Source organism: Lunatimonas sp. (assembly GCF_020832325.1).
Taxonomy (GTDB): Bacteria; Bacteroidota; Bacteroidia; order Cytophagales; family Cyclobacteriaceae; genus Lunatimonas.
Genome location: NZ_JAFIEU010000019.1, coordinates 1 through 19,703, shown reverse-complemented (window position 1 = coordinate 19,703; position 19,703 = coordinate 1). Strand labels below are relative to the sequence as shown.

Annotated in this window: 19 protein-coding genes; 8 read left to right on the top strand and 11 right to left on the bottom strand. The window is 46.1% G+C overall.

Annotation, left to right across the window (positions count from 1 at the left end; translation table 11 throughout):
- Positions 1-19: 19 nt before the first annotated feature.
- From JJU34_RS07275 to JJU34_RS07265, 3 genes are read right to left on the bottom strand one after another with little or no spacing between them, the layout of a single operon-like run.
- Positions 20-1,501, bottom strand: a complete 1,482-nt coding sequence (locus JJU34_RS07275) for a TolC family protein (RefSeq protein ID WP_228691673.1) — start codon at positions 1,499-1,501, stop codon at positions 20-22.
- Positions 1,494-2,810, bottom strand: a complete 1,317-nt coding sequence (locus JJU34_RS07270; protein ID WP_228691672.1) for an ABC transporter permease — start codon at positions 2,808-2,810, stop codon at positions 1,494-1,496. Before JJU34_RS07270 ends, JJU34_RS07275 begins: the two co-directional genes overlap by 8 nt.
- A gap of 48 nt (positions 2,811-2,858) precedes the next feature.
- Positions 2,859-4,172 (bottom strand): efflux RND transporter periplasmic adaptor subunit, encoded by a 1,314-nt coding sequence (locus JJU34_RS07265; protein ID WP_228691671.1) that lies wholly within the window; start codon positions 4,170-4,172, stop codon positions 2,859-2,861.
- A 172-nt stretch (positions 4,173-4,344) separates the two neighbouring features.
- Between JJU34_RS07265 and JJU34_RS07260 the strand changes: the two genes are divergently transcribed.
- Positions 4,345-5,112 carry a class I SAM-dependent methyltransferase gene (locus JJU34_RS07260; RefSeq protein ID WP_228691670.1) on the top strand — a complete coding sequence of 256 codons (768 nt, stop codon included), beginning with the start codon at positions 4,345-4,347 and terminating at the stop codon, positions 5,110-5,112.
- Between the two features lie 50 nt (positions 5,113-5,162).
- Here the strand turns inward: JJU34_RS07260 and JJU34_RS07255 are convergent, their stop codons facing one another.
- From JJU34_RS07255 to JJU34_RS07230, 6 genes are read right to left on the bottom strand one after another with little or no spacing between them, the layout of a single operon-like run.
- Positions 5,163-6,116, bottom strand: coding sequence for a glycosyltransferase (locus JJU34_RS07255; RefSeq protein WP_228691669.1), 954 nt, complete (start codon positions 6,114-6,116; stop codon positions 5,163-5,165).
- Positions 6,116-7,078: a glycosyltransferase family 2 protein gene (locus tag JJU34_RS07250; RefSeq protein WP_228691668.1), complete on the bottom strand. Its 963-nt coding sequence runs from the start codon at positions 7,076-7,078 to the stop codon at positions 6,116-6,118. Before JJU34_RS07250 ends, JJU34_RS07255 begins: the two co-directional genes overlap by 1 nt.
- Before the next feature lie 9 nt (positions 7,079-7,087).
- On the bottom strand, positions 7,088-7,639 hold the full coding sequence (locus JJU34_RS07245) for a DUF4199 domain-containing protein (RefSeq protein ID WP_228691667.1): 552 nt from the start codon (positions 7,637-7,639) through the stop codon (positions 7,088-7,090).
- Between the two features lie 12 nt (positions 7,640-7,651).
- Positions 7,652-8,167: a DUF4199 domain-containing protein gene (locus tag JJU34_RS07240; protein ID WP_228691666.1), complete on the bottom strand. Its 516-nt coding sequence runs from the start codon at positions 8,165-8,167 to the stop codon at positions 7,652-7,654.
- Positions 8,160-9,410: a dihydroorotase gene (locus JJU34_RS07235; protein ID WP_228691665.1), complete on the bottom strand. Its 1,251-nt coding sequence runs from the start codon at positions 9,408-9,410 to the stop codon at positions 8,160-8,162. Before JJU34_RS07235 ends, JJU34_RS07240 begins: the two co-directional genes overlap by 8 nt.
- Before the next feature lie 55 nt (positions 9,411-9,465).
- Positions 9,466-10,230, bottom strand: coding sequence for an SDR family NAD(P)-dependent oxidoreductase (locus JJU34_RS07230; RefSeq protein WP_228691664.1), 765 nt, complete (start codon positions 10,228-10,230; stop codon positions 9,466-9,468).
- 181 nt (positions 10,231-10,411) lie between these two features.
- On the opposite strand from JJU34_RS07230, the gene JJU34_RS07225 reads away from it, so the two are divergent.
- The 4 genes from JJU34_RS07225 to JJU34_RS07210 all read left to right on the top strand — a co-directional run bounded on the left by JJU34_RS07225 (position 10,412) and on the right by JJU34_RS07210 (position 13,562).
- Positions 10,412-11,389, top strand: coding sequence for a glycosyl hydrolase family 18 protein (locus tag JJU34_RS07225; protein ID WP_228691663.1), 978 nt, complete (start codon positions 10,412-10,414; stop codon positions 11,387-11,389).
- Between the two features lie 144 nt (positions 11,390-11,533).
- A complete protein-coding gene (locus tag JJU34_RS07220; RefSeq protein ID WP_228691662.1) occupies positions 11,534-11,920 on the top strand; it encodes a hypothetical protein in 387 nt (128 codons plus the stop codon).
- A 270-nt stretch (positions 11,921-12,190) separates the two neighbouring features.
- A complete protein-coding gene (locus tag JJU34_RS07215; protein ID WP_228691661.1) occupies positions 12,191-13,138 on the top strand; it encodes a nitrilase family protein in 948 nt (315 codons plus the stop codon).
- A 13-nt stretch (positions 13,139-13,151) separates the two neighbouring features.
- Entirely contained in the window at positions 13,152-13,562 is a 411-nt protein-coding gene (locus tag JJU34_RS07210; protein ID WP_228691660.1) for an NUDIX hydrolase, read from the top strand.
- Between the two features lie 76 nt (positions 13,563-13,638).
- Here the strand turns inward: JJU34_RS07210 and JJU34_RS07205 are convergent, their stop codons facing one another.
- Positions 13,639-15,126: a PA14 domain-containing protein gene (locus tag JJU34_RS07205; protein ID WP_228691659.1), complete on the bottom strand. Its 1,488-nt coding sequence runs from the start codon at positions 15,124-15,126 to the stop codon at positions 13,639-13,641.
- A 724-nt stretch (positions 15,127-15,850) separates the two neighbouring features.
- Between JJU34_RS07205 and JJU34_RS07200 the strand changes: the two genes are divergently transcribed.
- The 3 genes from JJU34_RS07200 (at position 15,851) to JJU34_RS07190 (ending at position 18,709) form a co-directional block, all read left to right on the top strand.
- The gene (locus tag JJU34_RS07200) at positions 15,851-16,603 is read left to right on the top strand and encodes a bacteriorhodopsin (protein WP_228691658.1); all 753 of its coding nucleotides are present in this window, start codon (positions 15,851-15,853) and stop codon (positions 16,601-16,603) included.
- An 86-nt stretch (positions 16,604-16,689) separates the two neighbouring features.
- Complete coding sequence (locus JJU34_RS07195; protein ID WP_228691657.1) at positions 16,690-17,853, top strand: lycopene cyclase family protein; 1,164 nt, start codon at positions 16,690-16,692, stop codon at positions 17,851-17,853.
- Entirely contained in the window at positions 17,840-18,709 is an 870-nt protein-coding gene (locus JJU34_RS07190) for a Brp/Blh family beta-carotene 15,15'-dioxygenase (protein WP_228691656.1), read from the top strand. The genes JJU34_RS07195 and JJU34_RS07190 overlap by 14 nt, the downstream gene beginning before the upstream one ends.
- A 118-nt stretch (positions 18,710-18,827) precedes the next feature.
- Here JJU34_RS07190 and JJU34_RS07185 read toward each other — a convergent pair whose 3' ends face one another.
- Complete coding sequence (locus JJU34_RS07185) at positions 18,828-19,577, bottom strand: DUF3050 domain-containing protein (RefSeq protein WP_366512682.1); 750 nt, start codon at positions 19,575-19,577, stop codon at positions 18,828-18,830.
- Between the last annotated feature and the right edge of the window lie 126 nt (positions 19,578-19,703).

The window sequence follows — 19,703 nt, the reverse complement described above, 5'->3', positions numbered from 1 at the left end:
AATCAACGGAAATCCAGTACTATTCCAAAGTGGGATTATACAAAAGCTCGCCTTTTTCAAAATCAAACAAGGTCAACGACCTCATCTCATAATAGGCAGTCCAAAACTCCCGAAGTGACTCGATATAGGCTCGCCTGTTTTGGTCCTTGTCCAACTGCGCTATCCCAAGGTCGGTGATGGTGACGTTGCCATTTTGGTAACGCTTAAAGGAGATTTCGTACCGCTTATCCGCCACTTGGTCGGAAAGCTCTGTAATCGCGATTCGATCGCGGAGCATTTCAAAGTTTTTTACTTTGGTAAATATCTCCTGCTCAAAGTTGATGATTTCCTGATCAAGGGTGTAGTTTATCAGTTTTTGGTTGGCCTTGGCCTGACTCATACGGGCCTTGTTTCTGCCCCAGTCCAAAATTGGGACGCCTACTCCCAAACTCACCAAAGCCTGCGTGTTAGGATTGGTGTAAATTTCCCGAAAATCCAACGCAGCATTATTATACCCGTAGCTAGCGTTCAGGTTCATCTGAAAGCGTTGTCCTCTCGCCGCAGCCACAATGCTTTCTGCTTCTATCCTTTCCCTTTCAAACGAAACGGCATCGGAACGATTTTGAAACGCCCGGTCGATCGCCTCTTGGACATCTATCCCGAAAGACGGAATGTCAGCCGGCAATATGAGATTAATAGTTAATGCTTCGTTTAATCCCACATAGGACTTTAGTGCCAGTGAACTTGTCTCCATCTGAAGCCTTGCTCTAGCCAAATCCTGTTTGGCTTGCAATACTTGCAGTTCTACCTGTAGTAACTTGTCCTCGTAGGTCGTTCCAATATTGTACCGTCCCCGTTCAATTTGAAGAATGGCTTCGGAGTTCGCTAAATTTTTAGAGGCGATCTCCAGATCCACTTGGGCAACCAGGAAATCAAAAAACATGGCCGAAACCCGTTGGGCGATATTCTCCATCTCTTCGACGTAGCCCCGCTTACTTTCCTCGTACCTAAGCGGCTCTATCTGCTTATCCCACTTTAGCCGGTTAAAAGCAAAAATTGGCTGCTGTAACCTGATATTGACCGGCACCCCACTCCAACGCGTCTGAGGGTCAAAATTGGATGCCATGAAGTTATCAAACCGGTTGGTGCTGCTATTGACGGAAATAGTGCCTCCTGTAGCTGCAATTTCCTGCCGAAGCCCAAGCTCCACGTCCATCAGATTCTGGCGTACCTCTCTAAATTCCACCGTACCGTCCGGCTGGGTTACGCTGGCAAACTCCTGGCTGTAACGAGGCAGGGTACCTGAGAGGAAAAGCTGTGGGTTATAATTGGAGCGGAATAGTCGGTAACTCCAGTAGAGGTTTTCTCGCCGGGTCTCCGCCTGAAGCGCTGCGGGAGACTGGGCCTTTGCCCTGGCAATGATTTCATCCAATGTAAACTGTGTGACCTCCTGGGCAAAAGCTGACGAAACCGCCAAAAAACACGAAAAGGCAAGGAAAAGAATGCCGTAATTTTTACTCATAACGAAGGGAAGTTATAGGGTCCTGACTCGCGGCTCTTCTGGCTGGCATGATCCCAAAGACCAACCCCACCGTGGCAGCCACTCCAAACGATAAAATAATCGAAGGCATCGTGATAACCGTCGGAAATTCCGCAAAGGTAGAAACCATGTGGGCCAACACCACTCCCAAAATAACGCCTATGATTCCGCCTGAAATACTGATCATCACTGCCTCGAAAAGAAACTGATTTACAATATCGGATTTTTTTGCTCCCAACGAAAGTCTTAGTCCGATTTCTTTTATTCTTTCCATCACCGAGGCCAACATAATGTTCATAATCCCTATCCCCCCGACCAAAAGTGAAATGCCGGCGATCGCCCCCAGTACGATGTTAAAGATATTCTGTGTACGCTGCTGCTGCTTCAATAACAGCTCCGGAATGGTGATTTCAAAGTCTACCACATTAAAATGCCTGCGCTCCAAAATCTTGGAAAGCACCTCGGCAGTGGGTGTCAACATCTCGCTTTCCTCTACTTGCACCACCAATTTGTCCAGTTGGTGATAATTAGCACGGGAAGTTCCGGATTCAGACCCCATCAGGGCCGACTGGGTGACCAAATCCCGGTTTCTGAACCGTATCAGCATGGTTTGAACCGGAATATACACATCCATGTTGAAATCCCGGATCCCTAGCTTCGATATACTGGATTCGGAAACGACCCGCTCTTCCAACACACCAATCACCTCCAACCATTGGTTTCCGCTTTTGATCCGCTTTCCTATGGGGTTTTCCTTTGGGAAAAACCTGGATTGCACACTACGCCCGATAATACAGACCGCATCACCCTTTACGAGGTTTTTTTCGCTAAACATCCGTCCTTCCTTTAGCCGGAAATCCAGCACATCAAAGTAGGCCGGCGTCACTCCCACCAACTTCGCAGATCGCCTCAGCCCACTTTTGACAATATGGGTATCAAAGACAATTTCGGGGCTGATTTTTTTGATTCCGGGAATCGTAGCTTTTATCGCTTCCACATCCTGAAGCTTGAGTCCAGGTGAAAACTTTGCTCTTTCCATCTCTAACAGGCTGTTTTCATCGACCTGCTCTTCCACCTGTTGCACTACCGGTTGGATCACAATGTTGTTTACCCCCACCAGCTTAATCTGCTCCATGATTTCCTGTTGCGCACCTGTACCAATCGCCAGCATAGCAATCACCGCTGCCACTCCAAAAATAATTCCCAACGCTGTCAACAAGGAGCGTATTTTGTTGGCCAAAACAGCCTCAAAGGCAATATAAAAATTAGCTAAAAGCCGTTCATTAATCATACTTCGTGTTTTGGTTGCCGTACGGAAAATGGGTAGTCTGACCAAAGGCTAAGGAACAAATCCCTGGGCTCGATCTGCGGTAACTCTCGGTTCGTCACGATCCAAACTTCGCTTTCCATTCAGCTCGTCCAATAATTTAACCGCTAAGTTTTCTCCCCAATTGGGAGTGGAAAGATACACTTTGTCACCTTGATTTAATCCCTTTTCAATCACCACGTCGTTGGCATTGGTCAAGCCCATCATTACCTCTTGCTTCACCCCACTCTTTAGGTACACATAATTGATCGAATCATTCTCCACATTGATCGCCTCCAATGGCACGTACAGCACATTGTCTAGCTGGTCGGCTATGATGGCATTACTGGTAGTCATCGAAGGTCTCAACAGGTCATCACTTTCATGAATCCGAATGATTACCTCAAACACTTTTGCATCGGAATTTGGACGCTGCTGTCCCACATTGGCTACTTTAGTTACCTTTCCACTAAACCGCTTATCGGGAAATGCATCCAAGCCTATCTCTACCTCCTGTCCGATCTTGACACGGCGAATATCCACTTCATTCACGTAGGTGATACTCTGCATGGTGGTCAGATCGGGTAAGGTCGCCACTACAGGATTCCAAGAACTGATTTGAGACCCTTCCCGAACCTTGGTACCACGGTTGGTTACATAGATCACCATGCCATCTTGCGGTGCTTTTACCACAAATTTATCCAAGACCTCAATCATCTGATCCACCTCCGTCTGAACCTCGCGTAGCTTTGCACCAATCTCTACCATTCGGGCCCTTTCTTGCAGCGTTTTTATACGGTAGCGTTCCCTTGCCTGGCTGAGCTCCCGCTTGGCTTTTTCCATATTGTACTGGTTCTGCTTGATGATAGCCGGTGGCTCATATTGAGACTGCTCCAAAATCAATTCCTGCTCTTGAACGATATACTCCATGTTGAGTATATTATCCCGCTCCTGCCGAAGATTGAGCGAGGTATCCAATTGTATTTGTTCGTACTGCGCCCTTGTTTGGTCCAGCTCCAGCCGCTTGTCTTCCAGCCGCCCGAACAACTCTGTCTTATCGATCGAACAGATAAAATCTCCCTGCTTCACCACCGTTCCCTCGTCCACCATCTTATCAATAGTAAAACTTCCTATTCGAAAGCGTCGGGCATCTGATGGCCCAAATACCTGTACAGAGCGCAACGCTTCGAGCTCACCTGTTGTCGTAATTTCCACTTTAAACTTGCCCATCCGGACCGTAGCCGTTAGTTCATTGCCACTCCCTACGCGGTTTGACCCCAGCGAAAAGTACAGGATGGTAATCACTACGATACTGCCGATGGCCACATATATTAAGTTCTTATTCATCAAATTGCAATTTACATCTACAAATTTAAACTTTTCAATGTTAGAAACGAACCCAGTAACCCACTTATATCACCACTGACATAATTTTCAAATCGTTCAGTTTCTCTGTTTTTCGAAAAGGCAATCAAATCAGATTGATTATCTTGCACGGCTGTTTCTACAAAACCACGTTATGACAAAAACATTAATAAGCTGGGTAATCCGTTATGTTCCAAGAAAATACCTTCAATTATTCAGCCATAGTTTTTTAAAAGTAAGTGTTTTATTCTATTCCGGCAAAAATGTCACCTGCAATGTGTGCGGGAAATCGTTTCGGAAGTTCCTTCCCTATGGCCGAAAAGCCCGAGAAAACGCCCTATGTCCAAATTGTTTAGCTCTGGAAAGACACCGGTTAATGTGGTTATTTTTGAAAGACAAAACTACCTTTTTCACCCAAGAACTCAAGGTGCTTCACGTCGCTCCGGAACATTGCTTTATCGATCGTTTTGCCAAACTCTCCAATTTGGAGTACATCACCGGAGACTTGGAGTCTCCCCTTGCCCAAGTTAAAATGGACATACATCAAATCCCCTTTGCCGACGATAGTTTTGACGTGGTTTTTTGCAACCACGTGCTGGAGCATGTACAGGACGATATACAAGCCTGCCGGGAAATCAATCGGGTACTGAAAAATACTGGCTGGGGTATCATACAATCCCCGGTATACGAGATGGACACCACGCTGGAGGATGCTACTGTCACCGACCCTTCTGAGCGTGAAAGGCTTTTTGGGCAGCGGGATCACGTACGAAAATACGGCAGAGACTATGCCTCCCGGCTCAGTAAATCGGGCCTACACGTACAGGAAAATACATTCGTCAAAACCTTGCCGGAAGAGACTATCATTCGGCACGCGCTCCCGCCAAAGGAAATCCTTTTCTTTTGCACAAAAGGCACGTAGCATCTAACCTTCGGGAAAGGCGAAACACTTCCAGAGTGGTGCTGCCAAGCTCATTTTGACTGGAAGGGCCCGTACGCAATCCCAGCCCCATAGCACGCAAGCTGAATACAGGACGTAAGGACAGCCAAGAGACCCACTCTGAGAGAGCCTGTCTCGAAGGATGCTGACACCAAAATGGCCAATACCCAACAACCAAAAAGTGTAGCACCTACAGCAAAAAGCCCCGGAAAAAAGCCATAAAGTACCGGTAGCATCAACATCCCGATCAAAAAAAACAAGGGCAGCAGGTGAACCAACTGCATTGCCCCAGGATGTAGTCGGTTTACGTGTATTCTATTTCTCCCAAATTGATGGCTTTGTTTGGCAAAGCCCCAGAGTGTGCTCTTCCGATGATGGTAGACCCATGCTTCCTGAACCAGTTCCAGCCTAAACCCAGCCTTTTTGATGCGTAGACTGATTTCTATATCCTCTGCCCGATTTGCATCTCGAAAGCCTCCGACTTCCTCGAAAACCTCCCTCGAAAACCCCATATTGTATCCTCTTGCCTGGTATTTAGCGGGATCTTTCATCTTTCCACGTATGCCTCCCGTTGTCCAGAAGGAGGTCATGCTATAGTTCATGGCTTGCTGTAACGGATTGAAGTCATCCCGCGCGCGGTCGGGACCCCCAAAGGCATCTAAACCTTTCACGTTAACGGCTTCAGCCACTTTACTTAGGTAGTCTGTCGGTAGTATGCAATCCGAATCCAAAAAAATAAAAAAATTCCCGTTCGCTTGATGCATTCCTTTGTTACGAGCAAACCCCTGCCCGGAATTTTGCTGGTACACGTACGTTAGATTCATGGAGTCCTGCAGGGAAAGAACTTCCGCCTCACAGGTAATATCCGACCCGTCGTCCACCACGATGACTTCAAAATCCCTATAGCATTGCCCTGAAAGGCTGTCTAGAAGGGCCATGAGCTCCTTTGGACGGTTAAATACGGGAATGATAACTGAAAACAGCATCAATCCTCTAAGTTAATCTCCTCCGAAATGGTATAATCGGATCGCCTGGAATTATTAGAGGTCATCATCTCGGCCAGAAATCCGGTCAAAAATAGCTGCACTCCCACTATCAAGGCCACCAAAGCCAGAAAAAAAAGCGGTTGATCTGTAATTTCTCGAACAGATAGTCCATGGCGCAATCCCTGAATTTTTTCGTACACCAACTTGAATGTAATGATAAAGCCGGAGAGAAATGAAATGGTACCTAGGGTACCAAAAAAATGCATGGGGTTTTTACGGTACCGATTGACAAAGGAAACCGAAATCAAATCCAGAAATCCATTGATAAACCGCTCGATCCCAAACTTGGTCGTTCCGTACTTTCTGGGCTGATGAGATACCACCTTTTCCCCTATTTTTCCATATCCCTGCCAATTTGCTATCAGAGGGATATAGCGATGCATTTCCCCGTAGATGTGGATATTCTTCACTACCTTGTTCTGATAGGCTTTTAGCCCACAATTAAAATCATGAAGCTTGATGCCCGAAATAAGGCGTGTCACCGCATTGAAAAACTTGGAAGGGATCGTTTTGGTAATGGGATCATGGCGCTCTTTTTTCCAACCGGACACCAAATGGTAACCCTCCTCCTTGATCATTCGGTATAGTCCGGCGATCTCGTCCGGAGAATCCTGCATATCCGCATCCATGGTAACCACCACGTCCCCCTTCGCTTTGGAGAAGCCGATGTCCAAGGCAGCAGACTTGCCATAATTCCGGTTGAAACCAATGCCCTTCACCACGCTGTCTCTGCCTGCCAATCTTCGGATTACCTCCCAAGATCCATCTGTGCTGCCGTCATCTACCAAGAGAATCTCGTAGGTAAACCCCTGCTTTTTCAACACATGGTGGATCCAGGAAACCAGCTCAGGCAATGACTCTTCTTCGTTAAAAACAGGTATGACAACCGATATTTGCAACATCTAAATGCTTTAATAGTCCAATGACTTATCCCGCTTCTTGATTATTGCTGCTAAGATAAGCGCCATAATTGCGTAGACAATCAATCCAATTCCAAATGATTTAATCTGCCCAAAAACTGTAAAGTTTGCTTGAACACCGTCCCGTATTTCATCCAATTGATCACCGGAGATACTATCTCCGGCCCCGAACCGGTCCATCATGTTCAACATGTTTTCCAATTGGGCATCTACCAGCATGGTAGGAAGCTGAGGGTCTATGACCTGGTACAAGATCAAATTACCGACCAACCCAATCAGACCGCTCACCAACAACGTGACAAAGGAAAACATAAAAGCCGGGCCATATTCTAGGAAACCGCCTACTTCCTTTCTGTATTGGAAGCCAAAATATACGATCAGCCCAAAAAACAAGGCCAAAATCACGATACCAAACCAAAAGGACACCAGAATGGTATAATCGATAAAATAGGCCAATAGTGTCAGGATAAACATGGTCAAACCGAGGTAAAGGCCAGATTTGAGCGCAGCTTGCGAGGGAGAAGTAGTCATGTTATTTTCCATAGTGATTACATTTTATGGGGTTAAAGTCCTCTTTAAAATTATGGAAATTATTATTGTAAAAAATAATCCAGGGATTATTTTTCGTAGGAAATCATTGAGTGCTACGTCAAAAACCGACATCGCCTGTATGTTCACATAGGTCTCCTCAAAACTTTGCTCCCCAAGTTGCTCGGTCAAAAGTGCTCTTTTTTGCTCCAATAACGCTATATTGGATGCCTTAAAAACCTCAAAAACCTCCGGCTGAAACACCATAAAGACCCATATAAAAAAGGCTGAAATCAACGCCATCAAGGTATACACAAAAAAACCCACGCTCATCCCCTGACTAAAATACAGCTCGCCTCCATTGTGTTTATCTCTAAATTGCTTGATGCCGGCAAATACAAATAGCGGAGTGGCTACATACCCGAAATTGAGCACCATCCCGACAGGCTCGGTGCCGAGAAAATACAACAACAAAAAGCCAAGAACCAACAGAAAGCCTCCCGCTATCCCAAAAGGCAGAGCAGCGTGCATAAATTTATTCATAGACTTTCAAAAACTTACCTTTATTCACCATAAATTCCACCCTGCCTTTCAGCGATTTTCCCAGCCAGGGTGAGTTTTGACTCACGGACGCGTTATTTCTCAAATCATATTCCCAGATAGCCGATGGGTCGAATACCGTCAGCGTATCAAATCGGTCTACCGGCAGCCCCAACACCGAAGCTGGACCCGACGTGAGTTTTTGGATTAGCAAAGGCCAGCCCAATACCTCCTCCAAGTACACCATCGCCGGCAAAAACGTCTGCAAGCCGATCATGCCAAAGGGGGCCAAGTCAAACTCCATAAACTTCGCATCCACATCCTGGGGAATGTGGTTGCTGACCAAGGCATCGATGGTTCCGTCCTTTAACCCATCGATCAATGCCAGTCTATCTGCCTCGTCCCGAAAGGGTGGAAGCACCTTGTAGGAGGTATCAAAGTCCATCAAATCTTCCGCATCGAATATCAACTGATAAATAGATGTATCAGCAGTGACTTGCAACCCCTTTCTCTTGGCTTTTCTGATCTTGTCCACTCCACCGGCCGTACTTAGCGCCTGAAAATGCATGCGCCCACCAGTATATTCTAAAATAGCAAGGTTTTTATCAATGGCGGTTTCCTCAGCAAGCCTGGGAATACCCTTAAGTCCAAGTACCGTCGAGGTAGTCCCTTCGTGCATTTGGCCAAATAATGCCAACAGAGGGTCATAAGAATGGTCAAACAGCACTCCTCCAAATCTTTTCAAGTATTGCAGGGCTTTCATCATGCGATCTCCATTCGATAGCGACTGCAGGCCCTCACCGAAGATCCGAACACCCTGATGGTTCAGGTCCATCATTTCCGTAAAGTCCTCTCCAAAAGTGTCTTTTGTCACGGCCGCCTGAACGTGGATCGTGGAAAACAGCTCTTTGGCGCGCTGCTGCACGAAAGCAACCTCGTTGACCGATTGAATTGCTGGATGAGTGTTGGGAAGAATGACCGCCTCGCAGAAGCCTCCCAGCTGCAAGCCTGCCCCAAGACTCTCGAACGTTTCCCTTGACTCCAATCCGGGTTCCCCCACGAAACACCGCAAATCAATCCAACCTCTAGACGCCAAAAGCCCTTCACAAGGCAGCAGTTCTGCATCTGATGGATATTCCGCTCCCTGAGGGAGTTCTTGTATAACCTGACCATCAAATAAATAATCGGCGGGTGGGAGAATGCTGTTATCGGAAATAAGGCGCAGTGCCTGAAATATTTTTTTCATATTAAAAATACTTTCTGCAAAACTGCGATTTTCTTCGATAAAAAGGAAATTAAAATCAGGCCTTCATTCCGCCGTCGATCACATAGGTGGCACCCGTGATAAAGGAACTGCGATCTGACGCCAGAAACAAAGCCAACTGTGCAATATCTTCGTTGGTACCATATCTTCCCAATGGAATCATCTTCGTGAAGTTTTCCTTGACGGCATCACCCTGCCCCGGTGCGAAGCCATCCTCCAGTGACCTCATCATTCGGTTGTCTACCGGAGAGGGGTGTATGGTGTTCACACGGATTTGGTCCGGTGCTCCCTCCAGTGCGCCCGTTCTCATCAATCCGATCGTGGCATGTTTGCTGGCTACATAAGCACTCACAGAGGGTGTTCCGCCCAATCCCGCCACCGATGAGGTAATGATAACACTGCCTCCACCACTCTTTTTTAGCAAGGGAAACCCATACTTCATACCAAGCCATACGCCCTTGACGTTTACAGCCATCACATGGTCAAATACTTCCTCGGGATAGTCAATTATCGGCTTCACGACACCTTCCACTCCTGCATTCAAAAAAAGGACGTCTAGCCTGCCATAGACGTTTTCTACTTCCCCCATATACTTCTGCACCCCGGCAGCCGTAGCGACATCTGCCTGAATCCAAATAACTCGGCTATCGGAAAGCTGCCTTTGTCCAGTATTCAAGTATTCCTGACTGAAATCTACAACGGCAACCCCCGCCGCTCCCTGTTCCAAAAACAACTGTGCAGTTGCAAGGCCAATCCCTCCTGCCCCTCCTGTGATGACGGCAATTTTTCCTTTTAATTCCATGATAAAAACTATTTTTGGTTAGCAAAGATTCTACTACGTTCGGTACAGGGCTATCTATGTCCAACGCCTGACCAGAAACCTAAAGGTACAGGAATATAAAACCAAACAATATGATGAGCTCCAGCAAAAAAACTGATAAAAATCAGTAAGTTTATTCCAAAACTATCCTATACCCGTTAATATGTCGCTACTTCTCCGATTTGCCTGCTGCACCCTGTGCCTGATTTCATGGTTTGCCTGTAAACCGCAAGCATCACAAGAAGAAAACGTTTTTAGGGTGGTGGGTTACTTGTTTAGCCCCCGGGACTGGATGGACGGATTGGAACAGGTAAACCTGGATCGGGTAACCGACATCAATTTCGCGTTTATCAATATCCAGAAAGACGGAACCTACCGGGCAGAGAACCGTATGACCGAAGCCATTGCCCTCGCTAAAAAACATGGAAAGAAGGTGTTCCTCTCCTTGGGAGGAGGTAGCCCTCCCGATCATTTGCACACGTTTTTAACACCCGATCGACACGTTGATTTTGTGGAACAAACGGTGGAATTTGCCGTAAGGATGGGATTCGATGGTGTGGATGTGGATTTGGAAAACGACCTCATTAACGATCAATATGGTCCATTGGTCTCCGCGTTGGGAGTCGCATTGAAAGCAAAGGGTAAAGAAATGACCGCCGCTCTTGCGAGCTGGAATGCAAACCGTATTGCAGACGGCACACTGGCGGATTACGATAGAATCCACATCATGTCATACGACCAAACCGGCCCTTGGAACCTTGCAAAGGTGGGGCCTCACGCTCCATTTGAAATGGCCGAAAGAGACTTTCTGTACTTCCACCAAGAACGGGGCGTTCCCTCCCACAAGTTGACCATTGGCCTTCCCTTTTATGGTTATGGCTTTGGTGAGGGTGCACCGGTAAGCCTCACCTATAAACGCCTGCTGGAACTCTTCCCGGAGGCACATGAATCGGACGAGATTAAGGTGATCGAGGGTGGTACCATCTATTATAATGGCGAGGCCACCATTACAAAGAAAGTCCGATTTGCCGTCGAACAAGGTGCCGGCGGGGTAATGATCTGGCACCTGAATGGTGATCACGCCGGTGAACGGTCCCTATTGGCCCGTATCCAACTGGCGATCCAAAGCAGCGGACCTTGATTTTTTTCACCGATAAAACAGGCATATCGCCGCTCCTCAGGTTATTTTTCCGATTTATTTCGAAATTTCTTAGCAGATAATTATGATTTACGAACGGAAGCCCATATATTGAGAAACATAAAATAAACCCAAACCCCGTTATTTATGAAAAAGCTGGTTTATGTTTTCTTATTCGCCTTGAGTTTTTCAGCCTTTGGACAGGACGTGATCAACATGGACAATAACCCTGAAAGGCCAGGATCTATTTATCAGGAGCATGACGCTTACCAGCTGGACGACACGTTTAGCGACGTGGTGACGATGACCGAACTCAAACTTGCAGACCCGATTCGGATGCCTATCGCCGTGCCGCCTATGGGGAATTATTTGAATATGACGCTAAAAAAACTAATTGTACCGGATGATCCCCGGTTACCCGCTTTCGAATCCAAAGGTAACCTGCGGGTGGAAGACGATTCGAGGTATTCGGAAAAAACCTTTTATCTGGTGTTACCGGACCCCTCTGCAAGAATCGATAAAGATTTTGACTAACGTAATCCTAGAAGTCGTTCGGTCCAATTGGAAGGCAATTTGCGCAGAAGCCAATACTAAAAATCCATTCCCATTCCGGGAGTGGATTTTTTTTTCTGAATGTATGTCTCGCTTTTTTGTTCACCATCTTATTTTTTTCTCGGGGATGGTTTTTCCATGAGCAAAATCTGATCAGATAAGTGCCCTAGATAGGGTGAGAGGCTTGCGTCCTGCTGGTTTTGATGTTATCTTCGAACGAGGTAATCGATCGCAGCATCTAACCCCAACCCCATGGACCCGATCAAAATCGCAACGGTACAATTTGAAAACAAAAGTGGCGACAAAGCCTATAATCTACAGGTTATCGAGCAATTTGCGGCAGAAGCCGCAAAAAAAGGTGCGGAGGCGGTTGCCTTTCATGAGTGCTCAATCACCGGGTATACCTTTGCCCGTCACCTGTCCAAAGAAGACCTACTGTCAATAGCTGAACCCATACCAAATGGGCCCAGCATACAGAAATTGCAGTCCATCGCTCAGGAACACAACTTGGCCCTGCTTGCGGGACTTTTCGAAAGGGAAGGAGATCGCATCTACAAGGCCTACGTCTGCGTGGACAAGACCGGAGTAATCGCCAAGTTTCGCAAACTCCACCCCTTTATCAACCCCCACATCGAGCCAGGAGACGCTTATTGTGTATTTAAACTAAATGGATGGAGGTGTGGGATCCTTATCTGTTACGATAACAACATCATCGAACATGTCCGGGCTACCAATTTCCTTGGTGCCGATATCCTGTTCATGCCGCATGTCACCATGTGCACGCCTTCGTCACGCCCAGGTGCCGGATTTGTAGATCCCCTGCTTTGGGAAAACAGGGAGGCGGACCCTACTAGCTTACGGGCCGAATTTGACGGACTGAAGGGTCGGGCATGGCTGATGAAATGGCTCCCAGCCAGGGCCTATGACAACGGCATGTACGTCGTTTTTTCCAACCCTATCGGGATGGATGATGACCAGTTAAAAAATGGATGCAGCATGATATTGGATCCATTTGGGGATATCCTAGCAGAATGCCGAGCATTGGACAATGACCTTGTGGTTGCTACCCTTACTCCGGAAAAGCTCACACAGGCAGGAGGATACCGGTATAAAAATGCCCGCAGACCGGAATTATACGGTGATATCCTCTCCCAACCCCACAGATCAGAACAAAAAGTAGCTTGGATCTCAAAAAACTAACCATACCTGCTATATGCAACTACCAGAATGTTTTTACCGTGTGAGTGTAAAAGCCCTCGTGCTGGAGGGAGATGATCGGTTTCTCCTTGTCCGCGAAGATAACGGCCTATGGGAGCTACCGGGTGGAGGGCTCGATTTTGGCGAAACTCCCCAGCAGGGCTTGAAAAGGGAAGTATCCGAAGAGATGGGTATCCATACGACATTTATTGCCGAGCACCCCAGCTATTTTTTCACCACCATCAATCCAAAAGGAGTATTTATTGCCAACGTCGTCTACTTGGCTACTTTTGAACACCTGCATTTCACCCCCACTCCCGAATGTGTAGAGATATCATTTTTTACCGCAGAGGAAGTGCTTGCGGCTGACAATATGTACCCCAACGTAACCGAATTTGCAAAGATCTTTGGTTCAGCTAATAGGTAATGCTATTTTTTTCCATTTTCTTCGTGCGTCAAGCTACCCATCATGGGTTTGGGATAGCCCAGAAGACTGACGGCAGTCAATCCATCTCATGAAAAACCATCTCATCACGAATAGGGGTTTCTTTGATCGTGAGTCCTGAGATACCCACTTCGAGCTTTTCCCCCATATAATCCTCAAAATAGACCACACGGATAGGGTGAAAGCCTTCGGTCAACGCAATGGTGGCTTCCCTGCGACGCAAACTATGCGAACCATCGTTGTCTACCACCAATGAATCGCCTATGTAACATACGGACCCATCGTCTGAAAACGTATAAAACCTGTAATATCCTGACCTGGGTATCTTAATATATCCGGTAAACTCAAAGCCAAAATGATCTTTGACGTCCGCTCCGCTGATATCAAAATTGGAAATGGTACCCGTTCGTTTAGGCGTTGTAGCTAACATATCTGAAGTGCTTTTGAACTTACCTTCAAAATAGCGGTATTGAAGGCCCTGTTTTAATTCTCCACTTGGGCTTACAGGGACACGTGCATTGCTTAACTCTACGTTGAAAGCCATCCCCGATGGATAGTTGTACTCAAACGAAATCCCCTCTTGGGTAGTGATCCACGTATTGAAAGCGTATTCTCCTTCCCTCAGTTCGATGATGCGCGCACCTTTTGCAAAATCCCCATAACCTCCATAGCCGGATGTTTGCCCAAAAGCCAGTGCTACATCCTGTAAAATACCAATGTAGTTGTTATAATGGTCATGACCAACGAATGCACCCATCACATCCTGCATTTCTACAAAAGCAGCAAACAGCCCAGTATTGATCTCTGGCGACGCCACCCCTTCTTCCTTAATCCCCATATAGGTTTCATTGCCCACAACTTCCAAAAATTCTGGAACAGGTATGTGAAAAAATGCAAGGGCCGGATACGGCGTATTATGGTTTGTCTGGGTCAGCTTGGTGCTTTGGGTACGATACCAGTTTATTTGATCGAATTTCACCCAGTCATAGCTTCCCCGTTTGGCATTTTTCGGATAGCCATGCGAATCCAAAAAATAAAGCAGAGCCGCTGTTTCGGAAGTTGATGCGGATTGCAGCGGTATAAGGTAGTTTCCTACTCCTGAGATATCGGGGCCGCTTATCCCTACAAACCCCTCCTGTTTTTCCAGAAACTCAAAGATCTGCTCCCTGCTCCATTGGTCCTCATCATCGTGATTTCCCAACGTCACCGCCCAGGGAATTCCCGACGAACCGAAAATAGCAGCAATGAACTCCCATCCTTCCGGTGCAGGGGAATTTACGATATCGCCAGTCAGCACAGACAGATCCGGTTTTTCGCTCTTGAGCACATATTCGATGATTTCGCGGGTTTTTTCGGGTTCACCGGGCGTATCCGTATGCAGGTGGATATCGGTAAACTGAGCGATTTTGAAGGTTCCATCCTGCTTAAACTGCAAAGGCTCCGTAATGCCGCTTTGGGATTCACTTTCCACGGGGCTAGCGCAGGCCATCAGGAAGATAGCCGCCGAAAGTGCAACAGATAAAGAAATTGATTGAGTTTTGTTCATCGAATGATCCTACTATTTAAACAGCTAAACCGTGTAAAATATCTAAAGATTGGGAAAGCCCGCCTTAAGCCGCAAAAGACCCAAATGGCCTGTGAAGATGGGAAAAATAGTTTAAACTTGCTAACTGATCGGTAAACCTCAAACTTGCCTGCCTTAAAAAACCTGCGATATCAATATTGGTAACCCAAATGATTGATTCGATTGCCAAGTTGCCATACTTTCGCTCCTTCTTCATCCTTTTCTCTTTTTACCAAAGTACAGGTAGCTGCTGAGTTATATACTTACAAAGTGTGCTATTTTGAAACACCTAATTCTCGATATAGCACCCTTTACCACAAACCACCTCGCTCTTCTATAAACCCCTCAATATCCTAACTTGAAGATCGAATTCACTAATTTCCCACTGGTTCAGTATCCAGTTCAATTTATTTTTGAATCACGTTTGGCGGAATTTTATAAATTCCACTGTCCGATTTCATCCCCGAAGTGCTGTACGACAAAAGTGTCTAGAAGTTTTATTTTGGAATAAAAGAAAAAGAGGTCTATTCACTCTAAAATCCTGATACCTATTTTGAATTCCTTATAGTTACTTTTTAGCCGCACATACACATTTGTTTATCTTTTTATTTTTTTTATTAAACAAACTTTATTCCGATTCATTATACTATCACGTGATCACCAATACATTCTTCTTCAATTCACACCACATAAAAAACAATTATCTATGAACACCATTCTAACCGCAGATTTGGTAGGTCTTGACAAGATCATCAATAGCGACCCAATTGCCATCACCTTTTTTATCGGGTACATGGCTATGTTTGCATCGGCAGTGTTCTTCTTTGTAGAACGGAGCTCCGTAGATGGGAAGTGGAAAACTTCCCTGCTCGTATCCGGACTGATTACCGGAATCGCCGCTGTCCACTACTACTACATGCGAGACTTCTACCTCGAAACGGGCCAAAGTCCCACCGCATTTCGGTATGTAGACTGGACACTCACCGTTCCACTGATGTGCGTCGAGTTTTACTTGCTGACCAAACCATTTGGCGCCAAAGGAAGCACCCTGTTCAAGTTGATTTTGGCCTCATTGGTCATGTTGATCACTGGCTACATCGGTGAAACCTCCGGTATTGAAAGTAACATCTTGTGGGGAATCCTATCCACCCTGGGTTACCTCTACATTGTGTACGAAGTGTTTGCCGGCGATGTGGCCAAACTGGCAAAATCTTCCGACAGTCCGGCGCTGGGACAGGCGATGTTCCTCTTAAAGATCTTCATCACACTAGGATGGTCCATCTATCCAATCGGATACATGGTGCTTCCCGGCAACTTGCTCTCCGGTGCATTTGAGGTAAGCAGCATCGATCTCTTTTACAACCTTGCTGACGCCATTAACAAAATTGGGTTTGGCTTGGTAATCTATTCCGTTGCCATTGCAGAGACTGCAAAGTCCAGACTGGCTGTAGCTGCCTAATCCTAACAGGCTATCCTTTTCCTACCGAAAGGGGTAGCCTTTTTTACCCCATATTGCCGCCATTACCGTACAAACCAAAATAACCCATGAACCCTCGACAAACTACCTATGACTTTATTATCAGCGGCTTTGGCTGTGCTGGTATGAGTTTGGTGTATTACTTGGTTCAAGGCAAATTTAAAAACCATAAAATCCTCATCGTTGACAGTGCAGCCAAAAAGGCTAACGACCGCACGTGGTGTTACTGGGCTGAAAAGCCGTTGAGCATCCACCCTACCGGCCATGCCATCATAAGCTGGCAAAACATCTCCCTTTCTAACGGACACTCCCGAGTCGTCAAATCTCTGGAAAACCTTCGCTACTTCCACATCAAATCATCCGATTTTTACCGGGAGATCCTAGCTTTGCTCAAAAACTTCCCCAATATCCACCTCCTGCAGGACAGCATATTGGAATGTGCGGAAACTGAAGTAGGAGCCTATGTGAAAACAGAAAAAAACGGCATCTTTCATGCGGAAAAAGTCTTTAATTCCATCCCGAATTTGTCAACGAATCGGTTTACAGATTCAATGTTAAAGCAGGTATTTGTGGGATGGAAAATCAAAACCCAAGCGCCCTGTTTTGACGCAAATACCGTGGTCCTTATGGATTTTTTGCAAGGCACACAGGAGCAAACTGACTTCTTTTACATTCTACCCTACTCGGACTGTGAGGCCTTGGTAGAGTACACCCTGTTCAGTGACCAAAAACCAGACCTGATAGGGATGGAAAGGAATATCGATCAATTCATTAAAAATAACCTTGGGCAAGAGGCTTATGAAATAACCTTTCGGGAGCAGGGTAGTATCCCCATGAGTACCCGAGAACTATCACCTGACCGGTATACACACATCATTCCCCTAGGGACCTTGGCTGGGTGCAGCAAACCGAGCACCGGCTTTACCTTTTACACAATCCAAAAACATTGCCAATGGATCGTTACCTGCCTTGAGCAAAAAAACTTCCCTCGTCAAATGACGTGGAAGCGAAAGGCAAAATACCTTTTCTACGACAATATCTTACTCAACATCGCCAGAAAATGGCCGAAAAAATTACCCGCTATCTTCATGAACTTATTTCAGACCAACTCGGGTCCGGAAGTTCTTAAATTCCTGAATGAAGAAAGTAGTTTTTTCGAAGACATCAAGATCCTGTCACGACTTAAATTTCCTGTTTTCATTCAGTCTCTCCTCCGATATGAAAAACATTGATATTTGGGGAAAAACGCTGGGCTTCGCCATTGCTATCATCTACTTCCTGTTCTTTCAAAGCCATGAGATGTTTGAATGGTTATTATTTATTGTGGTGCTACTCACGGTAGGTATTCCGCATGGCGCGGTAGATCACCTCTTAGTAAACCCCCATATACAGCGCAAGGACTTGGCTGTTTTCATCCTTAAATACCTGGCAATCATCGTACTCTATCTGCTGGTTTGGGTGACTTTACCCCTCGTCGCTTTGATTTCCTTTCTGCTCATGTCTGCTTATCATTTTGGTCAAAGCCACTATATCCGCGAAAACCTACGGATTGGGAGAAAACTCACCTACCTAGGCACCGGAACCTTCTATTTGGCTGTTATCCTGTTTGGGAACTTTTCGAAAACCGCTGAAATCCTGGCTTCTATAGTGGATATATCGGGGATTGCTAATTTCGGTCCTTCCCTGACCGTCCTTAGCTTTTCGCTAGTCGCCGTTCTCCTAGTTAGAAATCTGCCTACCAAATCTTTTCTCTATTTGGCAGAAATGACTGCAGTAGGCATCATTTTGTTCCATTTACCCTTGTTGGTAGGCTTCATCCTCTACTTTGGATTTTGGCATGCACTGCCTAGCATGGCAGAGGAATACCAATCACTGCGTAAATCCTATCGCGGAGTTCCATTGACTCAATTTATCCTGCGAATGTTGCCGTTCACGGCGGCTAGCATTATTGGGATGGGGATTATTCTTGTTATCTTATATCCAACCAATACTACACAGGAGCTGACCCTGCTGTTTTTTGTGTTGGTCTCACTGATATCCGCACCCCACATTTGGTATATGAATGGGTTTTTGGAAAGCAGGAGGTAGTACAAGGGCAGCCCTGCTCGCAAGACCCGTTCCGCTGAATAAACCGACAGCCAAAAACACTGTTAGCTGTACGGAGCTACAGCAATAGCTGCCAACTAGACGGAATGGGTAATCGACACTAGGATAAAATGGAAGCCGAACGAACCTGCCTTGGGTGTTTGATGATCTCTTCGTAAACACCGTCCCACAATTCAATACGCTTCTGCAAGCAGGTGATAGAAGCTTGCTCTGCTTCATCCCAAAACCTATCGTTTTGCGAACATAAGTTTGAAGTCATGGCTAGGGCCAGATGGCTATGTTGATCGCCGTCAACCTCTATGTGTCTTTTCAGGTAGTAGTTAAATTTGGCGATCTTTTCCGGATACTTCAAGTTAAGGTCACTGATGATGGAAAAAAACATACCTGGAATAAGGTCTTCGCGACCAAACGTAAAAATCGCTGATTGCTGATGATCGCGGCGTCCTTGTATGATTTCAAAGGTAAAACGAACAAAATTTCTGGCCGCCTCCGGAGTGCCTGCAGCTTGAAAGGCTTCCTCGATGCTGCTTGACTCTTGAAGCTTTTGAATAAAAACCCTAATTCCTCCCGTTTCCGCTCCACATTGCTCCATTGCCTCGAGGTACAATTCAAAGTGGCTCATTCGCTTTCCGTCCTCGTCCAAATCACTTTCTTCCCCAACCACAATTTCATTGATCAAATACCTGGTATCGGCAGACCCCTTTGGGTACCAAGGTACTTCGGTACAAGTGAGGCTGGTTTGCAAACTTTTCAGCAAGGACATAAAATCCCAAACGGCATAAACATGGTATTGCATAAACACCCTCACATCTTCTATATCATCAATGGCTGAATACTGGATATAATGGATCGTTTTGTGCCACCGATTCCGGTTTTTCCGTGCCAGTGATTCCGGTTCAAACTGTGCCAGTTTGCTTGGGCGTCTTGAGCCTTTAACGGTTCGTTTTGTGCCAGTGATATCGGTTCGAACAGTGCC

Coding starts and splice junctions, on each gene's coding strand:
- JJU34_RS07215 (WP_228691661.1), top strand. CDS start 12,191: ATGGACCCGATCAAAATCGCAACGGTACAATTTGAAAACAAAAGTGGC.
- JJU34_RS07265 (WP_228691671.1), bottom strand. CDS start 4,172: ATGAATAAGAACTTAATATATGTGGCCATCGGCAGTATCGTAGTGATT.
- JJU34_RS07195 (WP_228691657.1), top strand. CDS start 16,690: ATGAACCCTCGACAAACTACCTATGACTTTATTATCAGCGGCTTTGGC.
- JJU34_RS07210 (WP_228691660.1), top strand. CDS start 13,152: ATGCAACTACCAGAATGTTTTTACCGTGTGAGTGTAAAAGCCCTCGTG.
- JJU34_RS07220 (WP_228691662.1), top strand. CDS start 11,534: ATGAAAAAGCTGGTTTATGTTTTCTTATTCGCCTTGAGTTTTTCAGCC.
- JJU34_RS07230 (WP_228691664.1), bottom strand. CDS start 10,230: ATGGAATTAAAAGGAAAAATTGCCGTCATCACAGGAGGGGCAGGAGGG.
- JJU34_RS07240 (WP_228691666.1), bottom strand. CDS start 8,167: ATGAATAAATTTATGCACGCTGCTCTGCCTTTTGGGATAGCGGGAGGC.
- JJU34_RS07245 (WP_228691667.1), bottom strand. CDS start 7,639: ATGGAAAATAACATGACTACTTCTCCCTCGCAAGCTGCGCTCAAATCT.
- JJU34_RS07275 (WP_228691673.1), bottom strand. CDS start 1,501: ATGAGTAAAAATTACGGCATTCTTTTCCTTGCCTTTTCGTGTTTTTTG.
- JJU34_RS07200 (WP_228691658.1), top strand. CDS start 15,851: ATGAACACCATTCTAACCGCAGATTTGGTAGGTCTTGACAAGATCATC.
- JJU34_RS07235 (WP_228691665.1), bottom strand. CDS start 9,410: ATGAAAAAAATATTTCAGGCACTGCGCCTTATTTCCGATAACAGCATT.
- JJU34_RS07225 (WP_228691663.1), top strand. CDS start 10,412: ATGTCGCTACTTCTCCGATTTGCCTGCTGCACCCTGTGCCTGATTTCA.
- JJU34_RS07255 (WP_228691669.1), bottom strand. CDS start 6,116: ATGCTGTTTTCAGTTATCATTCCCGTATTTAACCGTCCAAAGGAGCTC.
- JJU34_RS07190 (WP_228691656.1), top strand. CDS start 17,840: ATGAAAAACATTGATATTTGGGGAAAAACGCTGGGCTTCGCCATTGCT.
- JJU34_RS07250 (WP_228691668.1), bottom strand. CDS start 7,078: ATGTTGCAAATATCGGTTGTCATACCTGTTTTTAACGAAGAAGAGTCA.
- JJU34_RS07205 (WP_228691659.1), bottom strand. CDS start 15,126: ATGAACAAAACTCAATCAATTTCTTTATCTGTTGCACTTTCGGCGGCT.
- JJU34_RS07270 (WP_228691672.1), bottom strand. CDS start 2,810: ATGATTAATGAACGGCTTTTAGCTAATTTTTATATTGCCTTTGAGGCT.
- JJU34_RS07260 (WP_228691670.1), top strand. CDS start 4,345: ATGACAAAAACATTAATAAGCTGGGTAATCCGTTATGTTCCAAGAAAA.